24 protein-coding genes and 6 pseudogenes are annotated in these 26,805 nt (G+C 59.6%); 15 read left to right on the plus strand and 15 right to left on the minus strand.

The genetic code is table 11. The annotated features are described in order from the left end of the window. The coding region (locus tag AC0L3I_RS03500; protein ID WP_473526003.1) for a YciE/YciF ferroxidase family protein at positions 1-186 on the minus strand (186 nt) is incomplete at its 3' end. Positions 187-1,258: 1,072 nt separating this feature from the next. Here AC0L3I_RS03500 and AC0L3I_RS03505 point away from each other — a divergent pair. Continuing rightward, positions 1,259-1,552: a hypothetical protein gene (locus AC0L3I_RS03505; protein WP_473526004.1), complete on the plus strand. Its 294-nt coding sequence runs from the start codon at positions 1,259-1,261 to the stop codon at positions 1,550-1,552. 227 nt (positions 1,553-1,779) lie between these two features. Then, a complete protein-coding gene (locus AC0L3I_RS03510) occupies positions 1,780-2,862 on the plus strand; it encodes a sensor histidine kinase (RefSeq protein ID WP_473526005.1) in 1,083 nt (360 codons plus the stop codon). 148 nt (positions 2,863-3,010) lie between these two features. On the opposite strand, the gene AC0L3I_RS03515 is transcribed toward AC0L3I_RS03510, so the two are convergent. The 4 genes from AC0L3I_RS03515 to AC0L3I_RS03530 all read right to left on the minus strand — a co-directional run bounded on the left by AC0L3I_RS03515 (position 3,011) and on the right by AC0L3I_RS03530 (position 5,481). Beyond that, on the minus strand, positions 3,011-3,778 hold the full coding sequence (locus AC0L3I_RS03515) for a phospholipase D-like domain-containing protein (protein WP_473526006.1): 768 nt from the start codon (positions 3,776-3,778) through the stop codon (positions 3,011-3,013). Beyond that, positions 3,769-4,428 (minus strand): phospholipase D-like domain-containing protein, encoded by a 660-nt coding sequence (locus AC0L3I_RS03520; RefSeq protein WP_473526007.1) that lies wholly within the window; start codon positions 4,426-4,428, stop codon positions 3,769-3,771. The genes AC0L3I_RS03515 and AC0L3I_RS03520 overlap by 10 nt, the downstream gene beginning before the upstream one ends. A gap of 466 nt (positions 4,429-4,894) precedes the next feature. Then, positions 4,895-5,116, minus strand: a complete 222-nt coding sequence (locus AC0L3I_RS03525; RefSeq protein ID WP_091591673.1) for a hypothetical protein — start codon at positions 5,114-5,116, stop codon at positions 4,895-4,897. A 170-nt stretch (positions 5,117-5,286) separates the two neighbouring features. Further along, entirely contained in the window at positions 5,287-5,481 is a 195-nt protein-coding gene (locus AC0L3I_RS03530; protein WP_031256726.1) for a hypothetical protein, read from the minus strand. A 2,571-nt stretch (positions 5,482-8,052) separates the two neighbouring features. Between AC0L3I_RS03530 and AC0L3I_RS03535 the strand changes: the two genes are divergently transcribed. Both AC0L3I_RS03535 and AC0L3I_RS03540 read left to right on the plus strand, forming a co-directional pair. Then, entirely contained in the window at positions 8,053-8,427 is a 375-nt protein-coding gene (locus AC0L3I_RS03535) for a hypothetical protein (RefSeq protein ID WP_473526008.1), read from the plus strand. 171 nt (positions 8,428-8,598) lie between these two features. Further along, the gene (locus AC0L3I_RS03540) at positions 8,599-8,961 is read left to right on the plus strand and encodes an SCO family protein (RefSeq protein ID WP_473526009.1); all 363 of its coding nucleotides are present in this window, start codon (positions 8,599-8,601) and stop codon (positions 8,959-8,961) included. 943 nt (positions 8,962-9,904) lie between these two features. Here AC0L3I_RS03540 and AC0L3I_RS03545 read toward each other — a convergent pair. Further along, positions 9,905-10,051, minus strand: a complete 147-nt coding sequence (locus AC0L3I_RS03545; RefSeq protein ID WP_473526010.1) for a hypothetical protein — start codon at positions 10,049-10,051, stop codon at positions 9,905-9,907. Positions 10,052-10,163: 112 nt separating this feature from the next. On the opposite strand from AC0L3I_RS03545, the gene AC0L3I_RS03550 reads away from it, so the two are divergent. The 4 genes and pseudogenes from AC0L3I_RS03550 to AC0L3I_RS03565 all read left to right on the plus strand — a co-directional run. Then, positions 10,164-12,167 (plus strand): AAA family ATPase, encoded by a 2,004-nt coding sequence (locus tag AC0L3I_RS03550; protein WP_473526011.1) that lies wholly within the window; start codon positions 10,164-10,166, stop codon positions 12,165-12,167. 41 nt (positions 12,168-12,208) lie between these two features. Next, positions 12,209-12,499, plus strand: coding sequence for a type II toxin-antitoxin system RelE/ParE family toxin (locus AC0L3I_RS03555; RefSeq protein WP_473526012.1), 291 nt, complete (start codon positions 12,209-12,211; stop codon positions 12,497-12,499). A gap of 9 nt (positions 12,500-12,508) precedes the next feature. Next, on the plus strand, positions 12,509-12,841 hold the full coding sequence (locus tag AC0L3I_RS03560; RefSeq protein ID WP_473526237.1) for a HigA family addiction module antitoxin: 333 nt from the start codon (positions 12,509-12,511) through the stop codon (positions 12,839-12,841). 103 nt (positions 12,842-12,944) lie between these two features. Further along, a pseudogene (locus AC0L3I_RS03565) lies at positions 12,945-13,288 on the plus strand (isochorismatase family protein); the annotation flags it as partial. A 116-nt stretch (positions 13,289-13,404) separates the two neighbouring features. Here the strand turns inward: AC0L3I_RS03565 and AC0L3I_RS03570 are convergent. From AC0L3I_RS03570 to AC0L3I_RS03580, 3 genes and pseudogenes are all read right to left on the minus strand, one after another. Then, positions 13,405-13,875 (minus strand): annotated as a pseudogene (locus tag AC0L3I_RS03570) (pentapeptide repeat-containing protein); the annotation flags it as partial. A gap of 19 nt (positions 13,876-13,894) precedes the next feature. Then, positions 13,895-14,215 (minus strand): poly-gamma-glutamate hydrolase family protein, encoded by a 321-nt coding sequence (locus AC0L3I_RS03575; RefSeq protein ID WP_473526238.1) that lies wholly within the window; start codon positions 14,213-14,215, stop codon positions 13,895-13,897. Continuing rightward, the gene (locus AC0L3I_RS03580) at positions 14,113-14,535 is read right to left on the minus strand and encodes a poly-gamma-glutamate hydrolase family protein (RefSeq protein ID WP_473526013.1); all 423 of its coding nucleotides are present in this window, start codon (positions 14,533-14,535) and stop codon (positions 14,113-14,115) included. The genes AC0L3I_RS03575 and AC0L3I_RS03580 overlap by 103 nt, the downstream gene beginning before the upstream one ends. Positions 14,536-14,797: 262 nt before the next feature. Between AC0L3I_RS03580 and AC0L3I_RS03585 the strand changes: the two genes are divergently transcribed. Beyond that, positions 14,798-16,102 (plus strand): DUF2130 domain-containing protein, encoded by a 1,305-nt coding sequence (locus tag AC0L3I_RS03585; RefSeq protein WP_473526014.1) that lies wholly within the window; start codon positions 14,798-14,800, stop codon positions 16,100-16,102. 92 nt (positions 16,103-16,194) lie between these two features. Here AC0L3I_RS03585 and AC0L3I_RS03590 read toward each other — a convergent pair whose 3' ends face one another. The 4 genes and pseudogenes from AC0L3I_RS03590 to AC0L3I_RS03605 all read right to left on the minus strand — a co-directional run bounded on the left by AC0L3I_RS03590 (position 16,195) and on the right by AC0L3I_RS03605 (position 18,383). After that, positions 16,195-17,397 carry an RHE_PE00001 family protein gene (locus tag AC0L3I_RS03590; RefSeq protein WP_473526015.1) on the minus strand — a complete coding sequence of 401 codons (1,203 nt, stop codon included), beginning with the start codon at positions 17,395-17,397 and terminating at the stop codon, positions 16,195-16,197. 147 nt (positions 17,398-17,544) lie between these two features. Then, a pseudogene (locus tag AC0L3I_RS03595) lies at positions 17,545-17,858 on the minus strand (hypothetical protein); the annotation flags it as partial. A 13-nt stretch (positions 17,859-17,871) separates the two neighbouring features. Next, a pseudogene (locus AC0L3I_RS03600) lies at positions 17,872-17,976 on the minus strand (hypothetical protein); the annotation flags it as partial. A 68-nt stretch (positions 17,977-18,044) separates the two neighbouring features. After that, the gene (locus tag AC0L3I_RS03605) at positions 18,045-18,383 is read right to left on the minus strand and encodes a hypothetical protein (protein WP_473526016.1); all 339 of its coding nucleotides are present in this window, start codon (positions 18,381-18,383) and stop codon (positions 18,045-18,047) included. An 836-nt stretch (positions 18,384-19,219) separates the two neighbouring features. Between AC0L3I_RS03605 and AC0L3I_RS03610 the strand changes: the two genes are divergently transcribed. The 6 genes and pseudogenes from AC0L3I_RS03610 to AC0L3I_RS03635 form a co-directional block, all read left to right on the plus strand. Continuing rightward, positions 19,220-19,750, plus strand: a complete 531-nt coding sequence (locus AC0L3I_RS03610) for a class I SAM-dependent methyltransferase (RefSeq protein ID WP_133254699.1) — start codon at positions 19,220-19,222, stop codon at positions 19,748-19,750. 488 nt (positions 19,751-20,238) lie between these two features. Then, positions 20,239-21,021 (plus strand): hypothetical protein, encoded by a 783-nt coding sequence (locus tag AC0L3I_RS03615; RefSeq protein WP_473526017.1) that lies wholly within the window; start codon positions 20,239-20,241, stop codon positions 21,019-21,021. Positions 21,022-21,211: 190 nt separating this feature from the next. Further along, a pseudogene (locus AC0L3I_RS03620) lies at positions 21,212-21,371 on the plus strand (site-specific integrase); the annotation flags it as partial. A 296-nt stretch (positions 21,372-21,667) separates the two neighbouring features. Then, positions 21,668-22,108 (plus strand): hypothetical protein, encoded by a 441-nt coding sequence (locus AC0L3I_RS03625; RefSeq protein WP_473526018.1) that lies wholly within the window; start codon positions 21,668-21,670, stop codon positions 22,106-22,108. A gap of 742 nt (positions 22,109-22,850) precedes the next feature. Beyond that, positions 22,851-23,195, plus strand: a complete 345-nt coding sequence (locus AC0L3I_RS03630; protein WP_036267505.1) for a hypothetical protein — start codon at positions 22,851-22,853, stop codon at positions 23,193-23,195. A gap of 78 nt (positions 23,196-23,273) precedes the next feature. Continuing rightward, a pseudogene (locus tag AC0L3I_RS03635) lies at positions 23,274-23,776 on the plus strand (recombinase family protein); the annotation flags it as partial. Between the two features lie 69 nt (positions 23,777-23,845). Here the strand turns inward: AC0L3I_RS03635 and AC0L3I_RS03640 are convergent. Beyond that, complete coding sequence (locus AC0L3I_RS03640; RefSeq protein ID WP_244602620.1) at positions 23,846-24,568, minus strand: phytochelatin synthase family protein; 723 nt, start codon at positions 24,566-24,568, stop codon at positions 23,846-23,848. Between the two features lie 411 nt (positions 24,569-24,979). After that, positions 24,980-26,713, minus strand: coding sequence for a gamma-glutamyltransferase (gene ggt, locus AC0L3I_RS03645; RefSeq protein WP_473526019.1), 1,734 nt, complete (start codon positions 26,711-26,713; stop codon positions 24,980-24,982). Between the last annotated feature and the right edge of the window lie 92 nt (positions 26,714-26,805).

The following is a 26,805-nucleotide window of genomic DNA, read 5'->3' on the forward strand; positions in this document are numbered from 1 at the left end:
AACCTGCTGCAGGCGCTCGACATGACCGTCGGTTTCGTCCTTGTGCTTCTCGAAGGCTGCCTTCAGATCGGCCGATGAGGCGGCGCGCGCCATCTTGGGAAGCGCCTTCAGGATCTTCTTTTCCGCGTAATAGATATCTTTGAGCGTATCGAGGAAGAGATCATCCAATGTCTTTTCTTTCGCCATGGCGGATTTCCTTTTGGTTCCAGCGTTTTTTTGTTGTCGTTCACGGGGTTGTGAAACGCATGCTCAACAAGCTCGCAACGCCGGAAAGGTTCCTTTGAGACGTCTCGCTGCACGTCACTCTGACTTCGTGGGTCAACCCCTGGTTCAATTCACTTCCCACTCCGCCAGCCATTTCGCTATCGAGGGATCGCGTGATGCTCTGATACTTGGCGTCTCTATCTATCGAGATTCTTGAGAATATTTTTGTCGGCGCAGCCATGAACGAGCGCGCCTGACCTTGCGGATGCTGCTCGCCAAAGTCGCCGGCGGCGAGATCAGCCCTTCCACCTAAAAGAATTCTCTGCGAGAACGATGTCTCCCGCCGATCGTGACGCCGCCTGGCCTCCGATCCGGTTGCTCCAGGCGGCCAACAATGCCCACGGCGGAATAGACGTCCGGTCGTTTTTTGAATTGGCGCGCTGGGGAAGACCAAGGAACAACGACCAGCGGTGATGCCTGCGGATTGACCGCGCGGTGGGCGCTCGCCGTCGCTTTCGCACAGGTAGTTGTAAATGTCGGTTGCAGCGACCGCTGCGTGCCCGAATGCGACCGCGAGCTGGTTGAAAGACACAGGAGGCGAATGGGCTTCGCTTTGGATAGTGAGGGCGCATCGGCCTGGCTTGATCCGGCGACGCCAGTCCTCGCGACGAAAGAACTTCCTTGAACTCACCTAGATGGCCAACTGCAATTCTATGGGTGAGCCGGGACGTAAACGCGACTGTCAAAGAACGGGAAGCCGAACGACAGCCAACATACGATCGAGCCGATAGCGCTTTATGAGCGACGAACTGATCCGCCTCCCCGGGGTAATGGAGCCCGTCACGCGCCCCGGCATCCAGCACCATCGGTGCGAGCATCCCGATTGTGGCAAGAATGCTGGATGGGGCTTTGCCAAGCCGAGTCAGACGCCGCATTGGTTCTGTTTCGAGCACCGCGCCGACGGCGAGGGAATATCAATGAGGAAGCCTGGATGATCAGACCGCCAAGACGACAGGGCGAATACGCGGATCGGGAGATCGATTGCCAAGAGGCCATGGAGCCCGGCTTTCAGGCTATCGTCGATTGCATGCTGGATGCCGGCTGGACGCGCGGCGAGATCATGCGCCGGCTGATCGCCGCCGACAACATGACGCAAAAGGAAAACGCCAAGGTCGAGGCGCAGCTCGCGATTGCCCGCGCCAAGATCCGGGCCGGCCGGCCGCGAAATGTTAAAACGCAGTCAGCCGACTACCGCGAATGGCCGACCTTGTGGAAAGCTGGCGTATTCTCATTGTTGCTCGAACAAGCCACTGAAGATCCTGAACAGGGCAGTGTTGCTATTAAATAAACTCGTCGCATGTGGATGGCGCAGTGTTCTGCAGTCGGTGGATGTTTATTTGTGAGCGCAGGTCTGCACCTGCATCCTTTAGCGCATTTATACGTTTGCCCCGCGAAGAAGATGCTCCGGACCGGCAGCCATACTCCTGATATCGCGCAGCCGCTTCCAGCGTTGGCGGTGTCGAGCGAAGTGCATGACTGAGACTGAGGCTCCCACGCAAAGCACAGGCGACCAAGATGACATCAGATTCAGACAAGGCCGAGGCAGTTGAGCAATTACTCGATACGCCTGACCTTGCCACCGCGCTGGAAAGCGAGCAGTTCAAAAAATTCCTTGACCAGGTGCCGATCGCTATCGCCGTGTCGGATTTGGGCGCGAAGGAGCGCGTCGTCTATGCTAATCCAGAATTCGAAAAAGTGTCAGGCCTGAAGGCAGCCGAGCTTACCCGGCAAAACTGGGGAGCACTTTCCGGCATTGGCATCCACCAGCAGAAGGGCCGGCCTCTGCCCGAGGCCTTGGTCGAGGAAACCGATTTCGTCGGCACCTTCCGGCTGGAGCGCGTCGGGGCCAACCCGGCTCTTGTCGACGTTTATTCAAACATCATCGTGGACGATAATGGCACGAACTGCTTCCGACTGGTGGCTCTGGTCGACGTCTCATCCCATGGCGAATCTGAAGAAGCGCGCTTGGTGGAGGAGCGCGTCCGCGAGAAGGACACCCTGCTGCGCGAACTGCAGCACCGGGTGAAGAACAACTTACAGATGATCACCGCATTGATCCGTCTAGAAACCCGTAACGCTACCGAGCCCGACCAGAAAAGGTTTGAGAGGCTCGCCGGGCGCGTCGATGCTCTGGCGATCCTCTACCAGACGCTATCGGCAGACGAGCAGAAGGATGATGTCGATCTCGGCGTTTATCTTAGCCAGATCGCCTCCGCGGTGATGGGGTCGCATGCAGTTGAGGGGATCCGCCTCGACATGAAGGTGGATACCTATCCGGTATCGATCAACGTCGCCATGCCAACGGGACTGGTCGTGAACGAGTTGCTCACAAATGCACTCAAGCATGCATTCCAAGGGCGTGAAGGCGGGACGATAAAGCTGCACAGCATCGCCGATGGCGACGGCTGCCTGGTCATAGTCGCGGACGACGGTATCGGCCTGCCGGAAGGGGAGACATGGCCCAAGCCCGGCAAGCTCGGCGCGCTGATCGCGCGCTCGCTGACAGAGAACGCCAAGGCAAAGTTCAACGTCGCCTCGAGCGCCAGCGAAGGGACGAAGGTCACCATCGTCTTCACGCGATCGGCGGCAGCAAGCTGACAATTGCCAGAGGGCGGATGCTTCATGCTCCCGGCCTTTCCGCCGCGGCCCCCGGGCGCTGTGCTTGGCACATTCACGTCGCCGTTCTTCAGGTATGCCGTACCCGGCGCGGCAAGAACGCCGCGTCGATCCCGCCGTTGCACCTATGCTATCTTAGTGGGTCTGGCTTAAGCTGAGACTCAACTGGAAGGTGGCGGACCAAGGCCGCCAGAACCCGGCGAAATATTCCGGCCTCTGGTTCGTGTGTGTATTCTTGGAGTTTGCCTTCGTCGCATCCATGCCAGTGCAGCACATTGTTCTTTAGTTCCAGCCGATAGCTGGTTTCTGGTGATATCTCCGCTTGAAAAAAGCGCCGAAGTTCACCGACTAATTCGGCATCCTCAAAGAGCACGCCCATCTCCGAGTTCAAAGACACTGACCGGGGATCAAAATTGAAGGAACCGACGAACCCAGCCCTGTCGTCAACCGTGAACGATTTGGTGTGCAGACTGGCACCCTTGGAGCCAAACACCGAAATTCCCTGACCGCGAGTGAAGGGCTGGAGCTCGAACAGTCTTACGCCATTCCTCAGCAATCGCTTGCGATAGTTTGCATAAGCCCCATGAACCGCGGCGACGTCTGTAGCGGCCAAGGAATTGGTCAAAACGGAAACGTCAACCCCATTGCTGACGAGGTCCATCAGGACCGCGGAGCCCCTTTTGCCAGGGATGAAATAGGGAGATACAATTTCCAGATTGTTGCGCGCCGACTTAATGAGGGGAAGCAACTCCTTGGTAAGCCAGCTGCGACGTCTCCAACCTCTTACCTTCTCTGGAGGATCGGAAATCACCCGAACTCGATCCACCCAATGCACGTCGTTGCTGGCCGCGATGAACTCTGCGATGGACCCTCGGTCACCGATCCCGTTCAAAAGCATTGATTCGGTTTCGAGATCGCTTCCTGAAAAAAAACGGAATGCTCGTTCCCCGCGGCTGGACCCAGGACACTGATTGGTTTCGCGTCCTCGCAAGCCCAGAATGCCTCAAATATTTCGGCGGTTTGCTGCACGGCAGGACCGAGGAGCAGCACGTCTAAGTCGCGAAAATTGGTTTCTGCTGCGTCGAAATAGGCATCGCCAACGTTGCGCCCGCCTACGACAGCGACGTTGTCGTCAGCGATCCATGCCTTGTTGTGCATCCTCCGGGTCAACGCAAATAGTCGCAATACAATTTCCACAGCGCGCATGACGCTGCGTTGCCTGACGCCGCTCGGATTAAACAACTTCAACTCAATGTTTGGATGATTGCTCAAGGCCAGATAGGCAGCATCGTTCTTTCGCGGATTGGCGTCATCAAGGAGCATGCGAACTCGCACGCCGCGCTCAGCGGCCCGGAAAACTTCCTGCAAGAGCAAGCGGCCAGTGTGATCATCGTGCCAAAGGTAGTACATGAGATCGAGACTGCGAACGGAACTCCTTGCCGCCAGGACGCGCACTGCAAAGGCGTCATAATTGTCCGGGACCAGCAGCAAGCCGCTCTTGCCTGCTTTGATGTTGTCGTGCGCAATCCGCGTAATGGATACTTCCATAAAATTTTCTACCCTTCAGCGATAGAAACCCGGCCTCGCTCAAAATCGTAGCAAGAACCCTTCAAAGGTAATCTGGTTGCAAATGTAGCTGTCGAATCCCCTGGAGATTTAATCGTGCCATGATCGGTAGATGATCGGAGGCGATCCGAGATAGCGATGTATGGTGCACTTCGAGGCTGGAAATCAGACTTGGTGGTTTGGCCAGGATCCGATCGAGCGCAAGCAAAGGGAATCGCGAAGGGAAACTGGGCAGCACGGTGTGAATTGGACCAAAATGCGGCAGTAGCGCCAGCAACGAGGATCTGCTGTGCCCGCGCCATTCGCTGAGATCGCCAAGCAAAATGGTAGGCATTAGGACCGAACGCGTCGCCTCAAGCAGTGCGTTGGCTTGCTTGGTGCGCGACCGCCGGAGTGCCGAACCGATCGTCCTATATGCCCGAGGCGGCACGTCGACGGGCCGGATGGTTCAACCCGTGCGAACTCCGTCAGCGCTGGTGGGATCGATCTTCGTCAACCGCGATCTGGCCTCAATTACGCGCTGTTGCGCAGCCCGTATCCTGCTGCACAGCGCGATATTGATGCCGACACCGCAGTCATCATCCAGCATCTCGTTCGCACGCTCAAGGGAGCGCTCGGCCCGATTAAGCCGCTGTCGGGCTCGCGCCAGCTCCATATCTAAAAGTTCCATTATTCCGAATCCATTGCGGTCCCTTCGATTGGTAAACCGCTTGTGGTCGCTGTTGGTTCCGGCTGTTCGCGAGCGTGCAGCCCAGACGTTGATATGGTTGGCACAGTTCTGGAGCGAGAGTGGTGGCGCCGGTGGCCTGAAGGTCGCGACGAATGAAACGCCGGCCCAGTTCAACCCGCGCGACGTCCTTCAAAGCTGGGGGGATCGATCTTCACCAAGCGGTCTGCGGCCTCGACCGCAGTTCGTATCCTGTTGCGCAGCGCGAGGTTCTCGGCCAGCATTTCTTCAGTACGTTGAAGCGCGAGCTCAGTCCGGTGGATGCGCTGCCTGGCATTGGCAACTTCCGATGTCAAAATGTCGGCCACCGTCCCGTGGCCCTGGGGTTCCAAAGTGTCCATGGATTTCTAACACATGGGGGCCGATATCGTTCCCTGGTCAGTGACAAGTGCACTTCGGCCTGCTTCGCCGGCCGCTGCCGATTGCGGTGCGATCGGCAACGACGTCCTGCAGAAGAGCCGGACATTTCACATCCCCCTAATGTTGGGACAGCGCCCCTTCGCAACCGGCGAGCAGCATCGCGACTAGTTCCCAGTTAATCCGGTAGATCATCGATCGTCTGCCGACATAGCGCCATTGCCTGGACAACCGCCAAGGCTGCCATTGTGCGTTTGGTCCTGCCTCCGTTGCGATAGTTGCCGTTCCGCTTGCCTTCAGGTGCGCCACCGCCCGCACCGTGCATGCGACAGACTGCGCTGCCCCTCACCGCTGGCGATCGACACTGGCAACCCGTCCGCTTCGACCGAGCATGACACCGAGGCGCTAGGTTCATGAGGTTGACGTTATTTTTTTCCGTCACCCTGCCCCCCATGCGCCACTTCATAAGTTCCGCGGCGGCACCCTCGACGTTGTTGCAGCCTATAGGTGAGCCCAGGTCGGTCTGTCTCGATGTTGACCGGAGGGTGAAACCAATGGAGAGCCATGAGGGTAATTTAGGGGATGCTCATGTGTTTGGTAGAGGCGAGGGCCTAGGCACTATGCTGGGGAGAGGGCCACGCGCTTGGCGACGTAGGGAACGATACGGCGGGCCTGAGAGGCGGCTGGAGGTTGCGCACAGGGGCGATGCGGAAGGCGCTGGCATAGAGCCGCGCCGACAGTCGTTCCCAGCCCCTCTCTTGGCACACCCTGTGAGTGCTGTATGTATGGTGGCAGGAAACGGCGAGGATGCAGGGGTGCGTTGGATTTGTCTTTTGATGGTGATGGCTGCAATGTCGCAATCTGGATTGGCGGCGGACGAACAAGGCATGTTCGTGACGGGTGGCGGGATTGGTTCCGTGAGTTGTCCGGAACTCGTAGACGGCATGGCATTGGTCCGACAGCGGGGAGGCATCAAAAGTCCGCCAAATCAATTGTCTTCATAGACAGCTGGTGTACCAAACATCCCGAAGGGACCTTCGACCTTGGGGTATTGGAATTGGTGAAGACCTTGAAGGACAACGCCAAGAGTAATTAAGACAGGCGCTGAGAGCGGGAATATCTGACGGAAAAATCCGCCCGACCGATCAGATAGAGGGCAGCGCGGGATCACCCCCGTGCCCCCTCGGTTCCACCACACGCCACCCTCAGGAACGCTTAGGCAGCCTCGCTTCACCCCACGGTTGACGCGCCAGAGCTCGTCTCGCGGTAGCGCCAATGCTGTTTCGTGGGGTCGTTGAGCAATGGGATGACTGCGAGCTTCAGGTAACGGCGGTGGTTGCCGTTGCGGTCAACATCGGATCGCCCAGTCAGGTAATGCGGTCGCCTTGACGGAGCGGCCGAAGTGGATCGTCAGGCTTGGGCGGAGGGCGTTTGTGGTCGACGGGCGGGTGCCTGACGGGTTGCCTTTGCGTCGGTGATCTCCTCAGGCAGCGTCGGGGAGGACTAGGAGGAGGCACGGCCGAAGGTCGCTGAACGGGCGCTGAAGATGGCGCTCTGGGTCGGCTAGACCTTCGGGGTTCCGTGACGGTAAATGAGCAGCGGGGACCGGGTGGGGGGCTTGGGGTTAGTCCCCGCTGCTTTGAGCTGCCTTCGCAGGGTGCAGTGGCAGCACAACTAAATAGTGACTGAGCGGCCGCCCCCAAGGCCACCCGGGCGGGTGTCTCAAGAGTGCGGCCGGGGACGGACCTTCAAAGATTGCGACTTCCGTACCCCAGCCTACACTCCGGCCTGACGCGCGTGCCCACCCAATCTACCCCAGCGTCAAGCGACAGGTCATTAGTAGCCGATATAGATCGCCCCCAAATCGGCCGCTTGAGCTAGCTCGGATAGACAATTCGGGTGAGCGGGTTCAACGGGGTCAAAAGGAGGGGTCGGAATATCCGGGTCAAATTTTCTTACGACCCATCGGATAACAGGCTCATGCGTGGCACCCCCGTGCCCCCTTCGGTTTCACCACACAGGCCCGAGTGAGACGACCGCCAGACGCCGAGAGGCTGCCCGGTGGCGGTACCTCAGACCGACATGAGCACGCGCTGGCGGGGCTATCCTTGTCCAGCGGTTGGAGGCGGAGTGTGCGTAGGGCATACCAATCGGGTCGCCTACTTGCGGTTGTCGTCAGTGCAACGTAGCTACCGGGTAACGAAATGGAGGGGTCTATGTTTTTTACAAAGCTGGGGCGGGTCATTGCATGGCTGTTAGTGATCGTTGGCGGATCTCGGGCGGTGCTTGCCATGCCGGTCTGGCCCGCAGACACAGGCCCCCGGTGCATCGTTCCCTAGCGGGCGGCAAAACGCCATCAGGCCACATAAAACGAAGCGGCCAATTTGGGCGGAGGCTTTGGATGGAACTCCGCTTCGCCAGCCTTGTCATAGTGCGCCGGCCACGGCAAAGGTCCATGCCAAGTATGGCTCCACTGAGGTAATGTTTCCTGGATTGGGTCTTTGGCGATAGGGGGATTGGAAATGGAGAAGTATTTGGTGCCAGCTGCTGTGGAATATCGGATGAGAGTCGCGGTGATAGTGGTCTCAGCCATTGCGCTTGCGGGCTGCGAGACAACACTTCCTTCGGAGATGAGCCACACCGAGGCAAAACAACTTGCTCAGCAGATTTATCAGCGTTGTCTGGATCAAGGCGTGGACCCAGGCACTACCGAAATGGATGTTTGCACGAAGCACGAAAGCTATCGCGAGATAGACAAGCGGCTCAACAACCGCGCTGCCGTGCGTGAGGTAGGCCGTGGTCTCCAGAATGCGGCTGAAAAACGTGCCAACCAGCGGAGACCAGTTACCTGCTCCAGTACAGTAGTAGGGCAGACGGTACGGACCACCTGCCTATGACGTGGCGAGGGGAGGGCTAGATGGCTCCGCTTCGCCAGCCTAGCCAAGGTGCTCCTGGAGGCCCCGGTTGCGGCCACGATGTTGTTCCAGGACTGGCCCGCCTTGAGCATCTTCACTATGGCCGCATTGCGCTCCTGGTCCTCAGGCCGCCCCCGGTAGCGCCCTTCCTGCTTGGCCTTCTGGATACCCTGGGCCTGCCGCCGCCTGTCGCAGTTCCTGACGGTGACGACAGACCCGAAGTCAGACACGCCCGAGGTCATGAAGGGATATGGTGAAGCGCACGGGCTCGACCCGCGCAACTGGACCTTCCTGACCACCCGCGAAGAGCAGGCGGAGGATGCGACGCGCAAGCTGTCCGAGCAATACAACGTCCGATTCGATCCGCTCGAAGGCGGCCAGCAGATGCACGGGGTGGTGACGCACGTGATCGACCGCGGCGGGCGCTTCGCGGCCAAGTTCCACGGCCTCAGGTTCGATCCGCCTAACCTGGTCATGTACGTCAATGGGCTGACGAACAGCGTGAATCGGCCGTGACCAATTGACTTGATCCAGGACTACCGCCGGACGCCCTCCGAGGTTGATCCTAGACAGGCCGGACTCGCGAAATTAGCAATAAAGCGTACAATCCCTAAGTCGTCCGTACCGAATAGAGGCATTGAGATCATCCCTGAAGACAAATGGCGGTCGGTTGCCGCGCTTTTGATCAGCGACTTTACCGGGAGCGATGACGTCGATCCTGACTTGCTGGAATGGATCGTGCGCAAGTAGCCAGCGCTACCCAGCCGTCGGTGGGCAGCTTATGGATCTAGCCCTAGGAATTACGAGAGAGGTCGTTTGCCCCTAGTTGGCCGCACCCAAGGTATAAGCGCTTCGGCTTCGGCGTGATCTGTTCGAGACCGTGCGCCAATGCGGCTTTTCGAATTCGCTCAACGATGTAGGTTGTCGCCGGCATCTGCGGCGGAACTTTCCTTTTGATGGATGCGGCGCAACAGTTCTTGGGATCGAGCGAGAATGCGCCGGCTCTCTTCAATAGTGGAGCGAAGGTCCGCAATCGAGGTCCGCGTGGCCTTTACCTGGAACCGCGCACACTCAACATACACGTTATCGATTTAGGACGGGTCCATTGCCGTAACTCACTGCGACTAGCGTTTTCGAGTTAGAAATCGGGCTTCCCGCATAAGTGACGGCCAGTCGGACCCCAGAAGAGCGATAAGCTCGCGAGCCTGCTCTTCGGTTATATTCGCCTCTTTAACCAAGCGCTGAACGATAGAGTCGTCAGGGGCCCTGCTGGGTGTTCTGTCCCTATCGTCAGCCATCGGAAAAAATCCTTAGGTAGCGTAACGCGACCATTTGGATTGAGTTCCTCCACAATGACTTCCGCGATCACGGAATGACTCGGATCTCCCCAAGCTCGGTAGTATCAAGGCGGCGGACCCCAATCCGCTAGGGCGCCGCCCGATCCCGGCGCTCTTGCGTTTCAGGCGGCCGCCCGGCTGTCCTGCGCCTCCTCCTTGGCCGAGGCTTCCCCCTTCGCCGAGGCTTCGGCGGACAGGTCGGCGGACGCGTGCAAGCCGGTCAGGAAATCGGCGGCGCGCTGCGCGGGGGCGGCGCCGGCGGATGCCAAGCCCCCGAGTGGGGATAACACCCGTAAAGCGTCGCGCGTCACTTGACTGGCGTCGCCCAATGTTCTTACTCTGTTCGCACGATTCTAGGGTTGCTGGGGAAAGTTGCCAAACATGAAGCTCGTTAAAGCGCACGCCACGAACTATCGGAACATTGTCGATTCGAATCCGGTCGAGATCGGGTCATCAACCTGCCTTGTCGGAAAGAATGAGGCGGGAAAGACCGCATTTCTGAAGGCACTCGAATGCCTTCGATCAACCAATCCCGATTTCGATGACTATGGCAAGACCGAGAACTACCCCCGCCGGTTCCTTGCCGATTACGCCACGCGCCATTCAGATGGTGAGGCCGTCGTCATGCGCACCGAATGGGAAATGAGCGACGACGACGCGGCAGCTATCGAGGCGGAGCTGGGAGACGGCGCGCTCAGCGGCAGGACCGTCCTGATTAAGAAAACCTACGAGCAGAAAATCGCCACGTGGACCGTGCCGCTGGATGAAGCCAAGGTGCTTGAGAGCTTGGTCAAACGCTATTCCCTGAACAAGGAGGAGCGGGCCGGGTTTGGCGGAGCCAACACCACCAAAAAGGCCGCTACGGCTCTTGAAGGGCTTGCCGCACGGACCGAGCGGCAGAATGAACTTCTTGCCGCAATCAAGAAATTCCGGGACGGGTCGGCTCACCTTCGCGCCATTGATATCCTCAATCCGCGGACACCGAAATTTCTCTATTTCTCTCACTACGACCGCATGAGCGGCGCGCTTTCGATCAACAAGCTGAATGCCGACAAGCAGGCGGGAAAAGCGATTGAAAGCGGGGACCGCGTCTTCCTCGATTTTCTCGAATATGCGGGGACCACGATTGATGAGCTGGCGGGTCTGAACCGGTTCGAGGAACTGAACGCCAAATGCGAGGCGGCGGCGCTGCGCATCACCGAGCAGATTTTCGAATACTGGACGCAGAACGACGACCTGGAAATCACCGTCGTCCTCTCGGAGGGTAAGACGGGCGATCCGGCTCCCTTCAACAGCGGGCCGGTGGCGCGCGCCCGTGTGAAGAACGCGCTGCACGGCGTGACCGTGCCGTTTTCCGAGCGGTCCGCCGGATTCATCTGGTTCTTCTCATTTCTGGTCAAATTTGCCCAGATCAAAAAGAGCCATGGCAACGTGATCCTCCTTCTTGATGAGCCCGGACTGACACTGCACGGCACGGCGCAGAAAGACCTGCTGCGCTATTTCGCCGAGCAGATAGCGCCGCATCATCAGCTTATCTTCTCGACGCATTCGCCCTTCTTGGTCCCGGCCGATGACCTCGCCAGCGTCCGGACGGTCGAAGACGTAGTGGTGCGTGACGACCGTGGACGGAAGCAATCAAAGGGCACCAAGATTCGCGCGGATGTTCTGACCACCGATCCGCAAACGAACTTCCCCGTTTTCGGCGCGATGGGGTTCGAGGTCACGCAGACGCTCATCATCGGGACGAACACGCTGCTGGTCGAAGGGCCGAGCGACATTCTGTATTTGCAGGCAGCCTCGTCCGCGCTGAAAGCCGCAGGAAGACCGCATCTTTCCCCGCAATGGGCGATCTGCCCGTCCGGCGGCATTGACAAGGTCCTGCCGTTCGTCCGGCTGTTCTACGGCAACAAGCTGAATGTGGCAGTCCTCACCGACTATGAGCGCGGACAGAAGCGGAAGCTAGACGATCTTTATAAGGCGGCGCTTCTGGATCACGAGCGCATCATCCTCGCCACCGAGATTGCGGGCAAGGATGAAGCCGACATCGAGGACTTCTTTGAGCCGGAACTGTTTGTTGATCTGGTCAACCAGACGTATCAGCTGCCCAAGCAGCATGCGCTCACCGTTCAGAAACTGATTGACGCCGACACGACGACCGAACGGCTGGTGAAGAAGGCTGAAGCCTATTTCCGGCTTCTGCCCGCCGAAATCCCCGAGTTCAGCCATTTCGACCCGTCGATGTACCTGTTGCAGCATCCGGAGATGTTGCAGGGCAAGGGCGAGCATCTCGTAAAATCGCTCGCCCGCTTCGAGGCAGCCTTCGAGCGCATTGCGAATTTCCTTCCCTCTGCCCAGCAGGTTCGGCTATCAGGAAAGGCGGCGTAAAGTGTAGCTTGACACTATACAGCCCCGAGTGGTAGCATGGAATGAAGATCAGGAATGTGGTCCACAAGGGACTGCGCAAGTTCATCGAAGACGACGACACGGCCGGATTGCAGGCCGCCGTCATCCCGAAATTGCGCCGTATCATTTCCTTCCTGCAGGATATGGAACGGGAAGACGAGCTGCGTTCCGTCCCGAGCTGGAAAGCGCATCAGCTGACCGGTGATCGCAAAGGGACCTGGAGCCTATTCGTCACCAAAAACTGGCGCATCACGTTTCAGATTGATCAGGCCGAAATCGAGATCATCGACCTCGACTATGAGGATTACCACTAGGAGTTGGACATGGCGACGACGCAAGGACTGAGGATGAAGAATCCCGCCCATCCCGGCGGGTTCGTCAAGAGCGAGATCATAGAGCCACTGGGCTTGTCGGTGACTGAAGCGGCGCATGTGCTGGGCGTCACGCGCCCGGCCCTGTCGGCGCTTCTGAATGAACGCGCGCACCTGTCGCCGGAAATGGCGCTCCGGATCGAGAAGGCCTTCGGCGTATCGATGGACACGCTGATGCGGATGCAGAACAGCTATGACATCGCCCAAACCCGGAAGCGGGAGAGCGAAATCAAGGTTGCGCCGTTCAAGGGCCAGCCGCGCGATCCGCAGCAGCCGGTGTTTTGATTTCTGCTGCGCGAGACGAGAATGAGACTCCTACCTAACACCGGCAAAGAGCGCGTCATCGACCAGTTGCGCGACTGGCTACCCTCGCGAGAGGACCCCACTCCTGCTCGTCGATCCCAATAACGACTTCCTGTCTGAGGGCGGAAAGTCTTATCCACACCTGAAACCGATCGCCGATGAAGTCGGCCTGCTTGATAATCTGCGCCGGCTGGATAGCGCCGTCCGGACGGCGGGCATCAAGTGGTCATCGTGCCGCACCGGCGGTGGGAGCCGGGTGACTATGAAGACTGGGACCATCCAAACCCCTCGCAGCAACGGATCATGCAAGGCCACCATTTCTCACGCGGTGAGTGAGGCGGCGACTGGCACCCCGACTTCGCGCCGAAACCAGGCGACATAGTCGCCCACGAGCACTGGGGGCAAAGCGGCTTCGCTAACACCGATCTGGCGGGAGGCCCAAAGGGAATGGCGTTTCCAAAAAAACATAGCGTCCCCACAATGACATAGCGGTGCCCAATTTCATCCTCTCCGGCGCAGCATTGCCGCAGTTCGCTTGCCGACAACTATTCCTGCTGGAATTGACAGGGCCAATCTTCAGGCCTCGTCAAGCCAGAAGGCAACTCGCTCCGGGCGTCTCCGCAAGCCATGTTGAGCTGCCACTGGGACAGACCCGCCGAATTGGAAAGGTCGACGCCCTCGATACGGGTCAGAAAGAAAAAGGCGCGGTCAAAGTCTATCGGCGCGGTGAACGTCGCTCCTCGGAAGTCCGCCCGTGCGAGATTGGCAAACGAGAAGCGGCTGCCGCTGATATCGGCGTCATGGAACCGCGCACGCCCCAATTCTGCCTTTGTGAAATCAGCGTTGGTCAGATTGGCGTCCTGGAAATTCGAGCGCTGCATTTCCGCGCTCGCAAACACCGCGCCCTGCGCGTCCATACGGCTGAAGTCGGTCCTGTAGGCCTCGATTCTGTTGAACCGGGCGCCTTTGGCGGTCGAGTCGGCCAGGGAAGCACGCACAAGCGTTGCCTTGGAAGGTTTGGCCGCCACCAGATTTTCAAGCAATGCCCTGCTTGCCGAGGTGATTCGAAATTGCCTTGCGGACCGCGCCGGAAAACAGCGCGCGCCGTTCGGAATTCGCGATGAGCACGTCCCGCAGTGTTTTTGGCAACTCGAGCTGCACGCCCGCCCGGCCTATTCCGCGGTTGCAGATGTTGTTGCTGTGCTCGCCAGGGAGGCGATGGCCGGACGTGATGGCCTTGAAGCCCACGCTCCTTAGAGCCAGCGCAATAGCGTCGCGCAATTCCCTGCCCCGCCCGCCGAGCCAAATCGTCTCTGGGTCATCGCCGTCCGCGCGGCCGTGCATGCCGATCGCGATCTGGGCCTTGGTGACCAGCTCGACGCATTGGTCTTCGTCAAAATATTCGGATCCGATATATGCAGCTCGCGATGCGGTCGTTTCGGCTTGAGCCCTTCGAACAGGTAGAGCGAGAAATCATCTCCCGCGACGGCGGTGGCCAATTGGGACGTGCCATACTCAATCCAGCCGCCATGCGGGGCGACAATTGCCACGGCCGAAGCTCGATCCAGAACCGAGAAATCGAAGTCGACGCCCTGCTTCTCATGGGCTGCCAGCTCGGCGAATGCGGTGTATTCGTCGGCTTTCGGCTTCTGCCGGATGCCTGGAGATCGTTCCATTGCTACCTCCCTGTCTATCTTTGATGGCCCACCGCGATAGCGACGGCCACTGAACATGTCCTTAGAGCCATAGGTGCCCGGACCGCAACGGAAGAAGGCCAATGGCCCGATCGACATCGGCCCTTTCGACTTAGTTTCCGGTCTGGCCACCTCTGCCGGGGATAACTGAAAAGTTCACTCTTTGTTCTTTCCGGTGGCCGTGCAATCCTGTATACTTTGGGACGTTCTTTTTGCACCACGTTCCTTCGCGAGGATGTGCCTGATGACTGTCCAGCCCAGGACTCTCAATGAGCCGACAATCAGCTGCCCGAGCTGCAAGACGGACATCAAGCTCAATGAGTCGCTCGCGGCGCCGCTCATTGCGGCCACGCGCGAGGAATACGAACGACGCCTGGCGCAGAGCAACGCCGTCATGACGGCCCGGGAGGAAGAGCTTCAACGCAAGCAGGCAGCAATCGATGCAGCCCGGGATGACATCGACAGGCAGGTCGCCGAAAAACTCAAGCTTGAGCGTGCTGGCATAGTCGCCGAAGAGGCCCGCAAGGCAAAACTGTTGATCTCGACGGACCTTGAGGACAAGGACAGGAAGCTTGGCGAGATGGAGACGACGTTGAGGGCGCGGGACGAGAAGCTCGCAGCGGCACAGTTACAACAGGCCGAGTTTATGAAGCTGCAGCGGGCGCTCGAAGATGAAAAACGGGAAATGACGCTGACCGTTGAAAAGAAAATCCAGGAAGGGTTGGATGCCGTTCGCGTTAAGGCCAGGACCGAAGCCGAAGACGGTCTCAAGATGAAGGTGGCCGAGAAAGAGGAACAGATCGCCGGTATGCAGCGTCAGATCGAGGAGCTGAAGCGCCGCGCCGAGCAAGGCTCCCAGCAGCTTCAGGGCGAGGTGCTTGAGCTCGAGTTGGAATCGCTGATCGGCAGCCGCTTCCCAATGGACATCATCGAACCGGTCGCGAAAGGCGAGTTCGGTGGTGATGTGCTGCAGCGCGTGGTGGGGCCGGCCGGCCAGCCCTGCGGCGCGATCCTGTGGGAATCAAAACGCACCAAGAATTGGAGCCAGGGCTGGCTGGGCAAGCTCCGGGCGGACCAGCGCGCCGCCAAGGCCGACATCGCGCTGATGATCTCGGAAGCGCTGCCTGCGGGCGTGGAAACGTTCGATCTCGTGGATGGCGTCTACATCGCCCATCCCAAATGCGCGATTCCGATCGCGATCATGCTCCGGCTATCCCTGATCGAACTCGCCAACTCCCGCCTGGCGCAGGACGGTCAGGCCACCAAGATGGAGCAGGTCTACGGCTATCTGACCGGCCCCCGGTTTCGTCACCGGGTCGAGGCGATCGTCGAAAAGTTCTCAGATATGCAGGACGATCTGGCCAGGGAACGCAAAGCCACGATACGCCTGTGGGCCAAGCGGGAGGCTCAGATACAGGGTGTGATCGAGTCGACCGTCGGGATGTACGGCGACCTGCAGGGCATCGCGGGGAAGGTTATGCAGGAAATTGAGGGCCTCGAGGTTCTAGCCATCGATGCGCCGGGGGCAGTTGGAGCCGAGACACGGTAAACGGTCCTACAGGCGGCCGGCCTAAGTCGGACGTTACTATCTGATAGGAAGAGCCGGCCTCTGTAGCTCCGGCTGGTGGCTTACGACTTTCGTTACACAACGCCCCACGCCCGGTAGCGTCCCCTGCCCGTCACCTCCCGGATGCCAAGTTCGGTCACGAGGCCGAGCGCGGCGCGCTGACTGATTTTCAGCTCGGCCGCGATCAACCCCGCCGACACCACTGGCCGCGCCAGGACAAGCTCGATCAGCGCCGGCAGACTCGAGTTTTTTTGCCGATTCCTGAGCCGGCGCTCCATCTGGCTTTTGGCCATCATCAGCCGGTCGAGCTCCTTCAATCCGGCCGCGGCGGCCTCCGCAAGAGCATCGAGGCCGGCCAGCAGCCGGATGCTCCGGACCGGGTTTTTGCGCCGGTCGCGCGGAACGGTCCGCAGTCCGGCATGCAGGCAAAACAGATGCGAGACGACCTTGCCGTGCTGCCTGAGCAGAGCGGCAACCAGCAGCGGACCGAGCCAATGCTGGTGCTGCAGCGGTTCGAGGTCCTGCCACGCCTCCCAGGCGATCGCCGCGGCCAGTACGGCCGGCATATTTTCGCCGCGCATCGTGTCGATTACGGCGAGCCAGTCGGCCAGCCGCTGGTCCTCGTCCCAGTCGAGATCGCGGATCAGCGGCCCGAGACTGTTCGGCAAGGCCTCCCGCGCATTTGCCCCATGCCCTGCCGTGTCGACGTCTGGGCTGTCCGCCGCGCGCGGCGCGAAATTTTCGCTCGCCAGTAGCCGGCTGGAGCGGGCCAACACGGCGTCGATCTCCGCCAGTTCTTCGGCATGAGCATCCTCCTGGTCGGTGTCTTCGAAAAGGCTCTCGCCGGCATCGGCGTCCGCCCCACCGGCCGCCGTCGCCGCATCGGGTCGGGAGCCAGCCCGTCCCGGACTCGCCCCGTCGCCGCCCTGCCCTTCACGGCCGCGCAACGCCAAAATGCCAACGCGAGAAAGCGCCCAGTCGGGTGGGTGCAAAAGAATGCGGCGCCGGGCGCGCAACACGGCGTGGGCCCGGGTGAGCTCGTGGGTCGGAGTGCGGATGTCCATGTGGGCGTCGTGCAGGACGAGGTCTTCGACATGGACGAGTTCGCCGTCGAGCCACAGCGCCGACGCCGCGTCGGCAAAATGTTGGCGTTGGATAAAGCCGTCGCGGACCGGGCTTTTGTGCACGCGCTCGTCGAGCCGCGCCAAAAGGTCTTCGGCGCGGGCGAGCGGCCCCAGCAGGGTGTTCAAGGCCAATTTCGAAAGGTCGTAAGCCATTGATTCTATTGTAGCCGATTCGCGTAACGGAAGCTATCTTACTAATCACTTCTGTCACAGGCGATGATGCTGTTGAGAAAGCTCACTATCGATAATGACCTCTTATCGATATCGATCGAATAGTTCGCTGATTCGACTCTTAACCGCTCATATCAAGCGATTACTTCCATGTATCTGCTGCGCTATCCCAATCCTGGCGTTGGAGTGTCGCTCCTCACCTCCTCCACCACTCACCAGCCCGACGGGAATATCGCCCGCCAGCAGCTTCTCCTTGCTGAGCAGCGCGGCAACCTCAAGCGCCTCGAAATCGGGCAAGTCCCGCAGTGTGGCGAGGCCGAAGTGCAACAGGAAGGTCTTGGTCGTGACGTAGGTGTAAGGCGTGCCAAATTGCGGGCTGCGCGGCCCGGAGGCGATAAAATCCTGCGACCGAGCGCCCCGATCGGGTCGCGGCTGAACGCCTTTGCGGCCGAACATGCCCGGCTGCAGCACGCCGTCCTTGTTGTCGAAGCGCGCCCTGGCCCGCATCGTGCCGGTAGCTTCGTCCAGACGATACTGCGAATCATCGATGAGCGTTTTCAGTTTGCTGAGGGCTGGTCTGGCTAACCTTCAAATTGGCTAGCGCGTAGTCCGCTAGGCCGGAATCGTCGTCACGGTTTCTGTGATAGCGCAGTTCCTGCCCGTCTGATGCGCGACAGATTTTCGATGAAACGCTCAAGCGCGGCGATCGTCTTGGAAAGCGCCTCGTCGCCAATCGCGGTGGCGTGAAGGCGTTCCCAGTGGGCCTTGATGTGGTGATCGCGCTTCCTGTCACCGCGGACAATTTGCGCGGCGACCAGTCGATCGGTCGCGAATTTCAGCGCCAGCTCGATGGCATGGCGCGCATTGTAAAGGATGGGCAGGACAAGCGTGTCGCGTTTGCCAAACAATTGCTTCTCGATGACCGCGTCAGCAAGCTCCATCGCTGCCTCGATTGTAGCCATCGCCATAGTTTGCCTCCTCGCCCTGCCTGCCAATGCAGGCATTCCATTCAGAATCGTCCACCATCTTGAAGAAGGGGTCGTGTACATAGGGGTCGGGTTCAACCATCGCTCACTAAACCCAAACGCGAGTATGTCCGATACGGTATCAGAAGTGATTGTGGCCATGGCTCAATGAGGCGCATTGCTGCTGCGTGCGGTTGCGCAACCATCATGTCCTATGCGGGGCGATGATAGGGGGCAATCTGCACAATCTGACGATGCTCTTCACGCCCGCACCGTCACACCCCCAAGCTCGCTTTCACCTCAGATGAGGCTTCCGACCAGGACAAAAGGGGACTTTTCCGCCGTACCGTTCCGCATCTGTGTGTTATAAACATCAAAGTTATGGACGACGCATATCCTGAATTGCCGCTTTGCTCCGCCATCTTCAGTTGGTGGAGCGATCAGAGGTCGGGAAATCGGAGGCAGCGGACCTGCGATTTGCTCACGCACCATGGAATGCGATCGAGAGGACTTATCTGGACCAAGCTCGAGTAACGACAGCAATGGGCTTTTGAGATAAGGTTGGGACGCGATGGCATTGAGCGAATAGAGCGATATCCGGGAACCGAAACAATCCACAGAAATATTTTGTTGGTATTTTTGTTGGCTAGTCCTGCTATAGCGTGAGTCCTAACGATTTGGAAACAGAGAGAGTTTTCCATCGTTTGGATTCCGCCTCTGGGCACCATTTTCCATGGCAATTGCTTAACCGTCCGACAGACGTTTCGTTGGACTTTGCCGGAAAATGCTAACGGGCGCAGATAAAATTCGACTTTGGTCCAGGACACGGAAGGATAGTCGTGCCTTTTTGGAAATCGCACAAGAAATATAGCGCAGGAACGTGGGACGATCGGCTCGATGGATTATTTTCATGCGGGGTAAACTACTCCGGTAAGACGATCCTTGATGTTGGCTGCAATATGGGCATCGTCGCTTATGAAATCGCCAAACGCAGACCGGCCTACATCCACGGCATTGACATTCTGAAGCCACACACCCGCGTGGCGCGTTCCATCTTTCTAGGATCGAACGTAGAAAGTCGATTTGACGCCATGAACCTAGGCAGCCGAAAGCTTCAATCTGTTCTAAATGACAGTTACGATATCGTGCTTCTTCTCGCTGTGTACCAGCATGTCCGCAGGGGGTTGGGTCAGGAGGAGGCCGATCGCATCTTCACCGACATCATCAACCGCGCACAGACGATTGTGGCGCGAGTCCCCGACGAAGACGACATCCGGCTTCAGTCTTTGATCGAGGGTGCTGGGTTCACCTTATCTGATCGCCACAAATCGCCACGCGGCAGTACAGTTCTGGCGTATCATCGCCACTAGGCCGGGCCGATGGCGATTGCCTGCGCGACCTACGGACCAGACGTTGTGAGAGGACGGTCGCCGCTCGATAGTCAGGGCGGTGGAAGAGCTGAGGGTGCTGACCGGTGGATTTTGTGTCGCCGGATGATGCGATGGCGAACGCCCTTTCAGCGGTGGCACTCAAGCGCGGCTGCGCGGTTCTGTTCGACGAACAGGCGGGCGCCGATATCCTGCATCCGCTCTAGCGCAATTCCAAGAACGGTCTTCCGTCCGGAATTTAGCAGAAACGAACGGTTAGAGTCTTTTTGGCTTTGATTGAGACAGTTCTGCCCGGGGGAATTTCGAGGGCCTCGGTGCAGGTCGGCGTCGCAACCCGCCGGACTTTCGCATTTGCATAAAGTTTCTCAGATATAAATTAGCTCTTCGTTATATTTGGCAGTTATATGCGGAGGTGCGATTCAAAAGGAGGAATTATGACATCCCGAAAGACTCTTTTCGCCGCGTTTGCCGTGTTCGCGCTTCTGGCATCTCCGGCGCTGGCCGGTGCAGGCGGTAACGGCCATGGTGGCGGCAACGGCCATGGTGGCGGTAACGGCCATGGTGGCGGCAACGGTAACGGCGGCGGCAACGGCAATGCTGGCGGCAATTCCGGCAATAGCGGGTCGCACGGCAAGTCGGCGTCAGCCAAGGGGCAGGTGGCCAAGGCCGAAACGGAGACTGTTGCAAGTGTTGACGACACCGAGCAGACCGCCCCTGTGTCCAAGGAAAAGAATATCCGTGCCAAGCTCGGCCGGTTGAACTCGCTGCAGCGCAACGTCAACGCCTACATGAACTCCAAGAGCAAGAAGTTTGCTGCCGTACAGGCCTTTGCGGTGGCGTCCGCGAACGCCCAGAACGCACAGGCCGCGGTTGACAAGGCGGCCGCGGCGGCGGTCGACGCTCAGGCCCAATTGGATGCCCTGAACGCGCAGCTCGACACGTTGAACGGGCTTACGCCTGACCAGATTGCAGCCATGACGCCCGAGGAACAGGCGGCCCTGCCGGGACAGATCGCGGATCTGGAAGCGCAGGTCGCGGCCCAGGAAACCACGGTCTCGGATGCCGAAGCAGCGGCTGCCGCAGCCCAGACGGCTGCCGACCAGGCCGCTGTCGGCACCGACGATGCATCGCTCGACGCGGCACTGGCCGACATGGCCAACAAGCCCGTCGACGCCGAGGTCACGGACTGGGCCAAGGGTGTGCTTGCCGACAAGATCGACCAGGCGGCCGCCAAGCTGGCTCCGGCGCCGTAAAGCCGATCGCGCCTGAAACGACCCAGTCGAACGATCAAGCCGCCGGGTTTCGCCCGGCGGCTTTTTTTGACGGCACAACGGAAGAGGGGCGCGCTGTCCCGCCAGCGCCAAAAGGTTCCTGTGGGCGGCGTCACCACGCACTGAGGGCTATTGGCGTCATCGGCCGACGTGCTGCAGTCCGGCGGTTGCCGATGGTGGCCTGGGCCTGCCACCCAAGGTGGTTCAGGAACGGCTCGGCCATTCCTCTATCATGATGACAATGGACGTCTACGGGCAACCTGTTCCCGCGCGGCGATGATGCCGAGGAACTGGCTGCGGCCGAACGGGCACTTTGGCCTGACGCGACATGAACGCGACATGGAGCTAAAAAGCTCAACGATTTCAACCATCGACAGCGGACTAAAAATCCGCATGTCGGTGGTTCGAATCCACTTCAAGGGCACCTAGCAATTTCAGCAGCTTATGCCATGGCCGCCGACTTTGCTAATCAGTTGGCAGGGATCAGCCCGTCGGTGTCACGGCATGCCGCGCAGCGTTCTTCCCCCGGCGAAACATCTTTGCTCGCATCGGGCGGATGACGGATTTGATTTGCTTGGTGATCCCCTATCCTTAGGGCAAACTGCCTGCTGGGGCTCTAGGAGGCGAAATGAGAGCACGCGCAGCAACGGTTGGAGATCTGGAAAATGTTTTCAGTGATCTGTCCAAGCGGATATCGGAGGAGTACGTCGCGGCCGGCAAGGACAGCAAGATCGCCTACGACAATCTGATGATGAACTTGAAAGAAGGCCGTGCTCATGCGCTCGTGCAGGGCGAAAAAACGGTAGCGCTCATCGCGTGGCACGAGAATAGCGACGCTGCTGATACGCTGTTCGCCGCGCAGGAGGATTTCTTCAGCGCCGCGACCGTTCGCTTCTGCAAGCGGCACATTCGCCATATCCAGGCGCTCGCCGGCAACCTCCCCATTCACTCGCGCAGCTGGCTCCAGAGACCGGACGTCGCAAAATGGTTCCGGATTATCGGCTATGTCGAGCGAGGCCAGGAGAATGGCGCCAACCTGTTCGAACTGCCGCCGGCTCCCGCAGCCTAAAAATCTCGGCGTGCTGCGAAACCTGCCATCGAGTTCCGGTGGCGCCGCGCTTATATCGGCGTGCCGATGATTGAATCCAATCGTGCCGCCGCCCCGATGCGCCAGCAAAAAGGCCCGCCGCGCCATTTGCGAAGCGGCGAGGCCCCATATTTGGGGACAACTTCCGGGCAGTTGGCCGGCATTGCTTACGGTGCAATTCAGGTGCCAGACGACTGGCCATAATGGGTCACCGCACCGGAAAGCGCGAACCATCTTCCGCGATCACACCACTGCCATACCGCGCCATTCCTGTTATATTTTCTTGCGGCGGACCTGATTTCCGCTTGGCCGGCGCCCATCAGGCAATCTACCCCAACGCCCCCCCAAAGTGGCGCCGGCCAACCTCCCCGCCGACCCAATCTTCGCCACACCGATATCGTCAGGCACGCCGTTCGATGGCGAAGCTTGCGCGTGATCGTCGTCAGGCCCGACAGTCAAGGGCAGCGGTTCGAATCCGCCTGCAGAGGGGCGGACGTTCAACTCGAAACGCCCGGCTGGCGATTCCAATCCGACAGATCGCCTGGAACGGCAGGACGATCCCACAGATCGCCTGGAACTCCGGGACGATCCGACATAAATCCAAGAAACCGCTAGCAAGCCGCGGCCAGAAAGTGTTGAAGACCGTGCCGGTCGCATTGAACGCGGCGCGATCCGGTTGCGCTCGGCGAGGCTTGATGATTTGTTGCCGCTTCAAGGAGAATGAATGATGCGCGAGCCTGTCGGTCAAGACGAATATGGGTCGGCCAACCCCTTCGACCCGGACGACCTGACGACGTTGAACGTGATGGGTCCGGGGGTGGCCAGTAACGATTTCGAGAAATACGCGGTCGCCGTGATCATCGTGTTCGGCGCTCTCATCATTGGCGGCTTGATGGCCGCAACCCTGGCCTTGGGGCACCGTAACGGCTTCCTGTACGCGCTTGGCGGCGCCACCGCGGCGTGGATATCGGGAAATGCGCTTCTGCTCGATCGGCCGCGCATCTATGCGTTGTTCGTCGGCATCGCGGCGGTGATGCTGATTGCGTCCACCATCACGCTGGTCATCTGACGGGTCTGCCGATATTCAGGTGATGCAGGCCTGACCTGAATCTCAACAGAGTCGGGGCGCACGAAATCTAGTGTCCACGTCGAGCCGCGCCGCAGCATCACCGAGACGGTTTCCGGAAGCACGGCCATTGCGCAACGGCAGGGCTTCACGCGGCTTATCGATCGGCTGGAATCAGGGGACGTACTGATCGTGACCAAGCTTGATCGTCTCGGCCGCGACGCCATCGACGTCAGCTCCACGGTCCGGACGCTGGCCGAAATGGGCGAGCGCGTTCATTGCCTCGCTCTTGGCGGCGTCGACCTTACCAGCTCAGCCGGGACGCGACGATGAACGTGCTCAATGCTGTCGCACAGTTCGAGCGGGATTTGCTGATCGAACGCACCCAGTCCGGCCTCAAACGCGCCAAGTCGGAAGGCAAGGCTCTCGGTCGCCCCTCGACCCTCAGCGAAAAGCAGAAGCAGGACGTGCGCGACGATCTGGCGACGGGAATGAGTGTTTCGGCGGCCGCCAGAAGGTTTGCGACCAGCCGGCAGACGATCATGAGCATTCGTGACGAAAGCTCACGATCCGTTCGACCTTAGCGTGTCTGGGGGGAACAGTTCTTATTCCGACCCCTCATAGAATCGATTTGCAACCCGGGCTAGCCAACATCAGGGCTTGGCAGCAATCAGAACATAACCCCGCGTACGGTTGGCATTGTCCGAGTCTTGCGTGTTCATCGCGTTAAATAGGTCGGCTGTCGTCACCCAGACGGGGGGATATTTGTAGCGGGCAACGTCGAGGATGAGGAAACGGTCGGTCTCGGCATCATAGGCCGCCAAGGGCGAGATGTGGCCGCCTTTTTCCTGGCCCATGGCTTTGCGCAAGTAATTGACGATGACAAACTGCTTTTTGGTCGCGAGATAGCCTCGGGCTTCCTTACGGAAGGTGTCCAGGCTGCTGTCAGCAGCATGTCGCACTTCAACCTGCACGGGCTGCAAGGCAAGAAGGCCACCCAATTCATCTAAGGTCATGCCCTGCTTTTTGATTGTCTCAGCCGGAATGACCTGCTCGCTGCGGGCATCCAGAAGATTGTCCTGAGTGAAGGTGCTGTAGGGGTCGTACTCGGGCACTGGTGGGGCTGGAACGCCAATGGCATTCAGAACCATGACACTGCTGGCCACCCCACAAAAAGCTTGGTTCTTCTGGGTGACGAAATTTATGGCCAGCGGAAAATAGGCTTCCCGGGCATCGGCCTCGATCAGGAGCGTTTCACCGGCATCGGAAGCCGCCCCGATGAGATTTGCCGGCAGTGGCAACGTCTCGGCTCTGGCCTCCATCGAGGCCAATAACGTGGCAAACAGTGCGAGTCGAATGACATGCTTCATGAACATCGTCGCGCTCCTTGGCTAATCACCCTTCGGCCTGACAAACTTGCTCCTACGTTTCGCAACTGTCCAGAGGAGCGTCGGCGCAACGAGAGCCATCTGTGACCCCTGATGTGAGTGACCCAGGTGGTTTGCGGCGTTTCTCCGACAACGGAAGCTGGCACGGTCTACAGGCGGATCCTTCATTATCGGGAACGGGCCTCCTGGTCGTCATTGCGGCGGCATTTTTCCTCGCCTCGAAGGCTAGAGCCGGAGAACTGGACACCGCTTGCACCTTCCGCGAAGCTGTCAATTTCCCCGCGGGGGAAATTGGCAGGGTGCTGTCCCTCGACCTCTCAAGGCCTGGGTACCTCGCCCGCCGCGAAGCGGGGGGATCGCGTCGACCATTGCGCTGGTCACTTAACTCAAGAGAATAACCTAATACCCGATGGCCTCGCCGGAAACGGCGCGGCTGTCGATGGCGCCGTTGTAGCGGCCGCCGCCGCCCTTCTCGATTTCCGCCAGGCTCTTTCCGCCGACCAGAATGCCGGCCGCCTGACCCCAGCTCGCGTCGGCGAGATCGAGGTGGTAGCCCATGCTGGCAAGCAGTTTTTCGGTGTCCGGCGACAGGCCGAACGGCTCGATATAGACCGTGTCGGGCAGCCATTGGTGGTGGATGCGCGGCGCGTCGATCGCCTCTTGGATGTTCATGCCGTGATCGACGACATTGACGATCGCTTCCAGCGTGATGGTGATGATGCGCGAGCCGCCGGGGCTGCCGATGACCATGAACGGCTTGCCGTCTTTGGCGACGATGGTCGGGCTCATCGACGACAGCGGCGTCTTCCTCGGCGCGATCGCATTCGCCTCGCCCTGGACCAGGCCGTAGAGATTGGGCACGCCCGGTTTCTGGGTGAAATCATCCATCTCGTTGTTGAGCAGGATGCCGGTGCCGTCGGCGACGACGCCGGCGCCGAACGAACCGTTCAGCGTATAGGTCACCGCGACGGCGTTGCCGTCATTGTCGACGATCGAATAATGCGTCGTCTCCTGACTCTCGCCAAAGCCCTTCGGCATCAATTCCTGCGACACGCCGGCCCGGAACGGATCGATCTTTTCGCGGATTTCATCCGCGTAATTCTTGTCGAGCAGTTTTTCGACCGGATTGTCGACGAAGTCGGGATCGCCGAGCGCCAAATTGCGGTCGACATAGGCATGGCGCATCGCCTCGACCATGACTTTGACGGTTTCGGCAGAACCGGCGCCGAGATAGGACAGCGGATAGAATTCCAGCACGTTGAGGATCTCGCAGATGATGACGCCGCCCGAGCTCGGTGGCGGCGAGGAGGTGATCTCATAGCCGCGGTAGTTGCAGGTCACCGGCTCGAGCTCGCGAACCGCGTAGGTCTCGAAATCCGCCTTGGCCAGAATGCCGCGCTTCTGCGCGCTCGCCTTGACGATGCCGTCGGCGATCGGTCCTTTGTAGAAGGCGTCGCGGCCTCGCTCCGAAATGGCCGAGAGCGAGGCGGCGAGATCGGCCTGGACAAGGCGTTCGCCGATGCCATAAGGCTTGCCGTCAGGCTTCAGGAAGATGGCGGCGGCGGCCGGGTCCTTGGCGAGCCGCTCGGCGCCGCCTTCGAGCGACGCGACATCGCCCTGCTCCAGCACGAAGCCGTCCTTGGCATAGCGGATGGCCGGCGCCATCAAGTCCTGCCGCGTCAGTGTGCCGTATTTTTCCCGTGCGGTCTCGAAACCGGCCACCGAGCCCGGCACGCCGACCGCGAGATAGCCATCGAGGCTGGCGCCTTTCACCGGCTTGCCGTCCTTGTCGAGATACATGGTTTTGGTCGAAGCGAGCGGCGCGCGTTCGCGGAAATCGAGGAACGTCGAGCGGCCGTCCTTGAAACGGATGGTCATGAAGCCGCCACCGCCGATATTGCCGGCGTTCGGATAGACCACAGCCAGCGCATAGCCGACGGCGACCGCCGCATCGACCGCGTTGCCGCCCTTCTTCAGCGCCTCGACGCCGACTTCCGATGCAAGATGCTGGGCGGTGACCACCATGCCATGCTCGCCCTTCGCCGGCTGCGGCGAGGCGGCGAAGATGGCCGTCAGCGGCACAAAGGCCAAGGTGAGGGAAAGACTGATCGCGATTAGGGTGCGGCGATGCATGGCCGTTCTCCGAGGCGTGGGGATGCGCCGTAGGAAAGCCACTTGGAGAGGCTGAGTCCATGGCAATAGAACGGAAAGGGATTGGTGCAGCC

The sequence above is a fragment of the Mesorhizobium sp. WSM4840 genome (assembly GCF_055811755.1).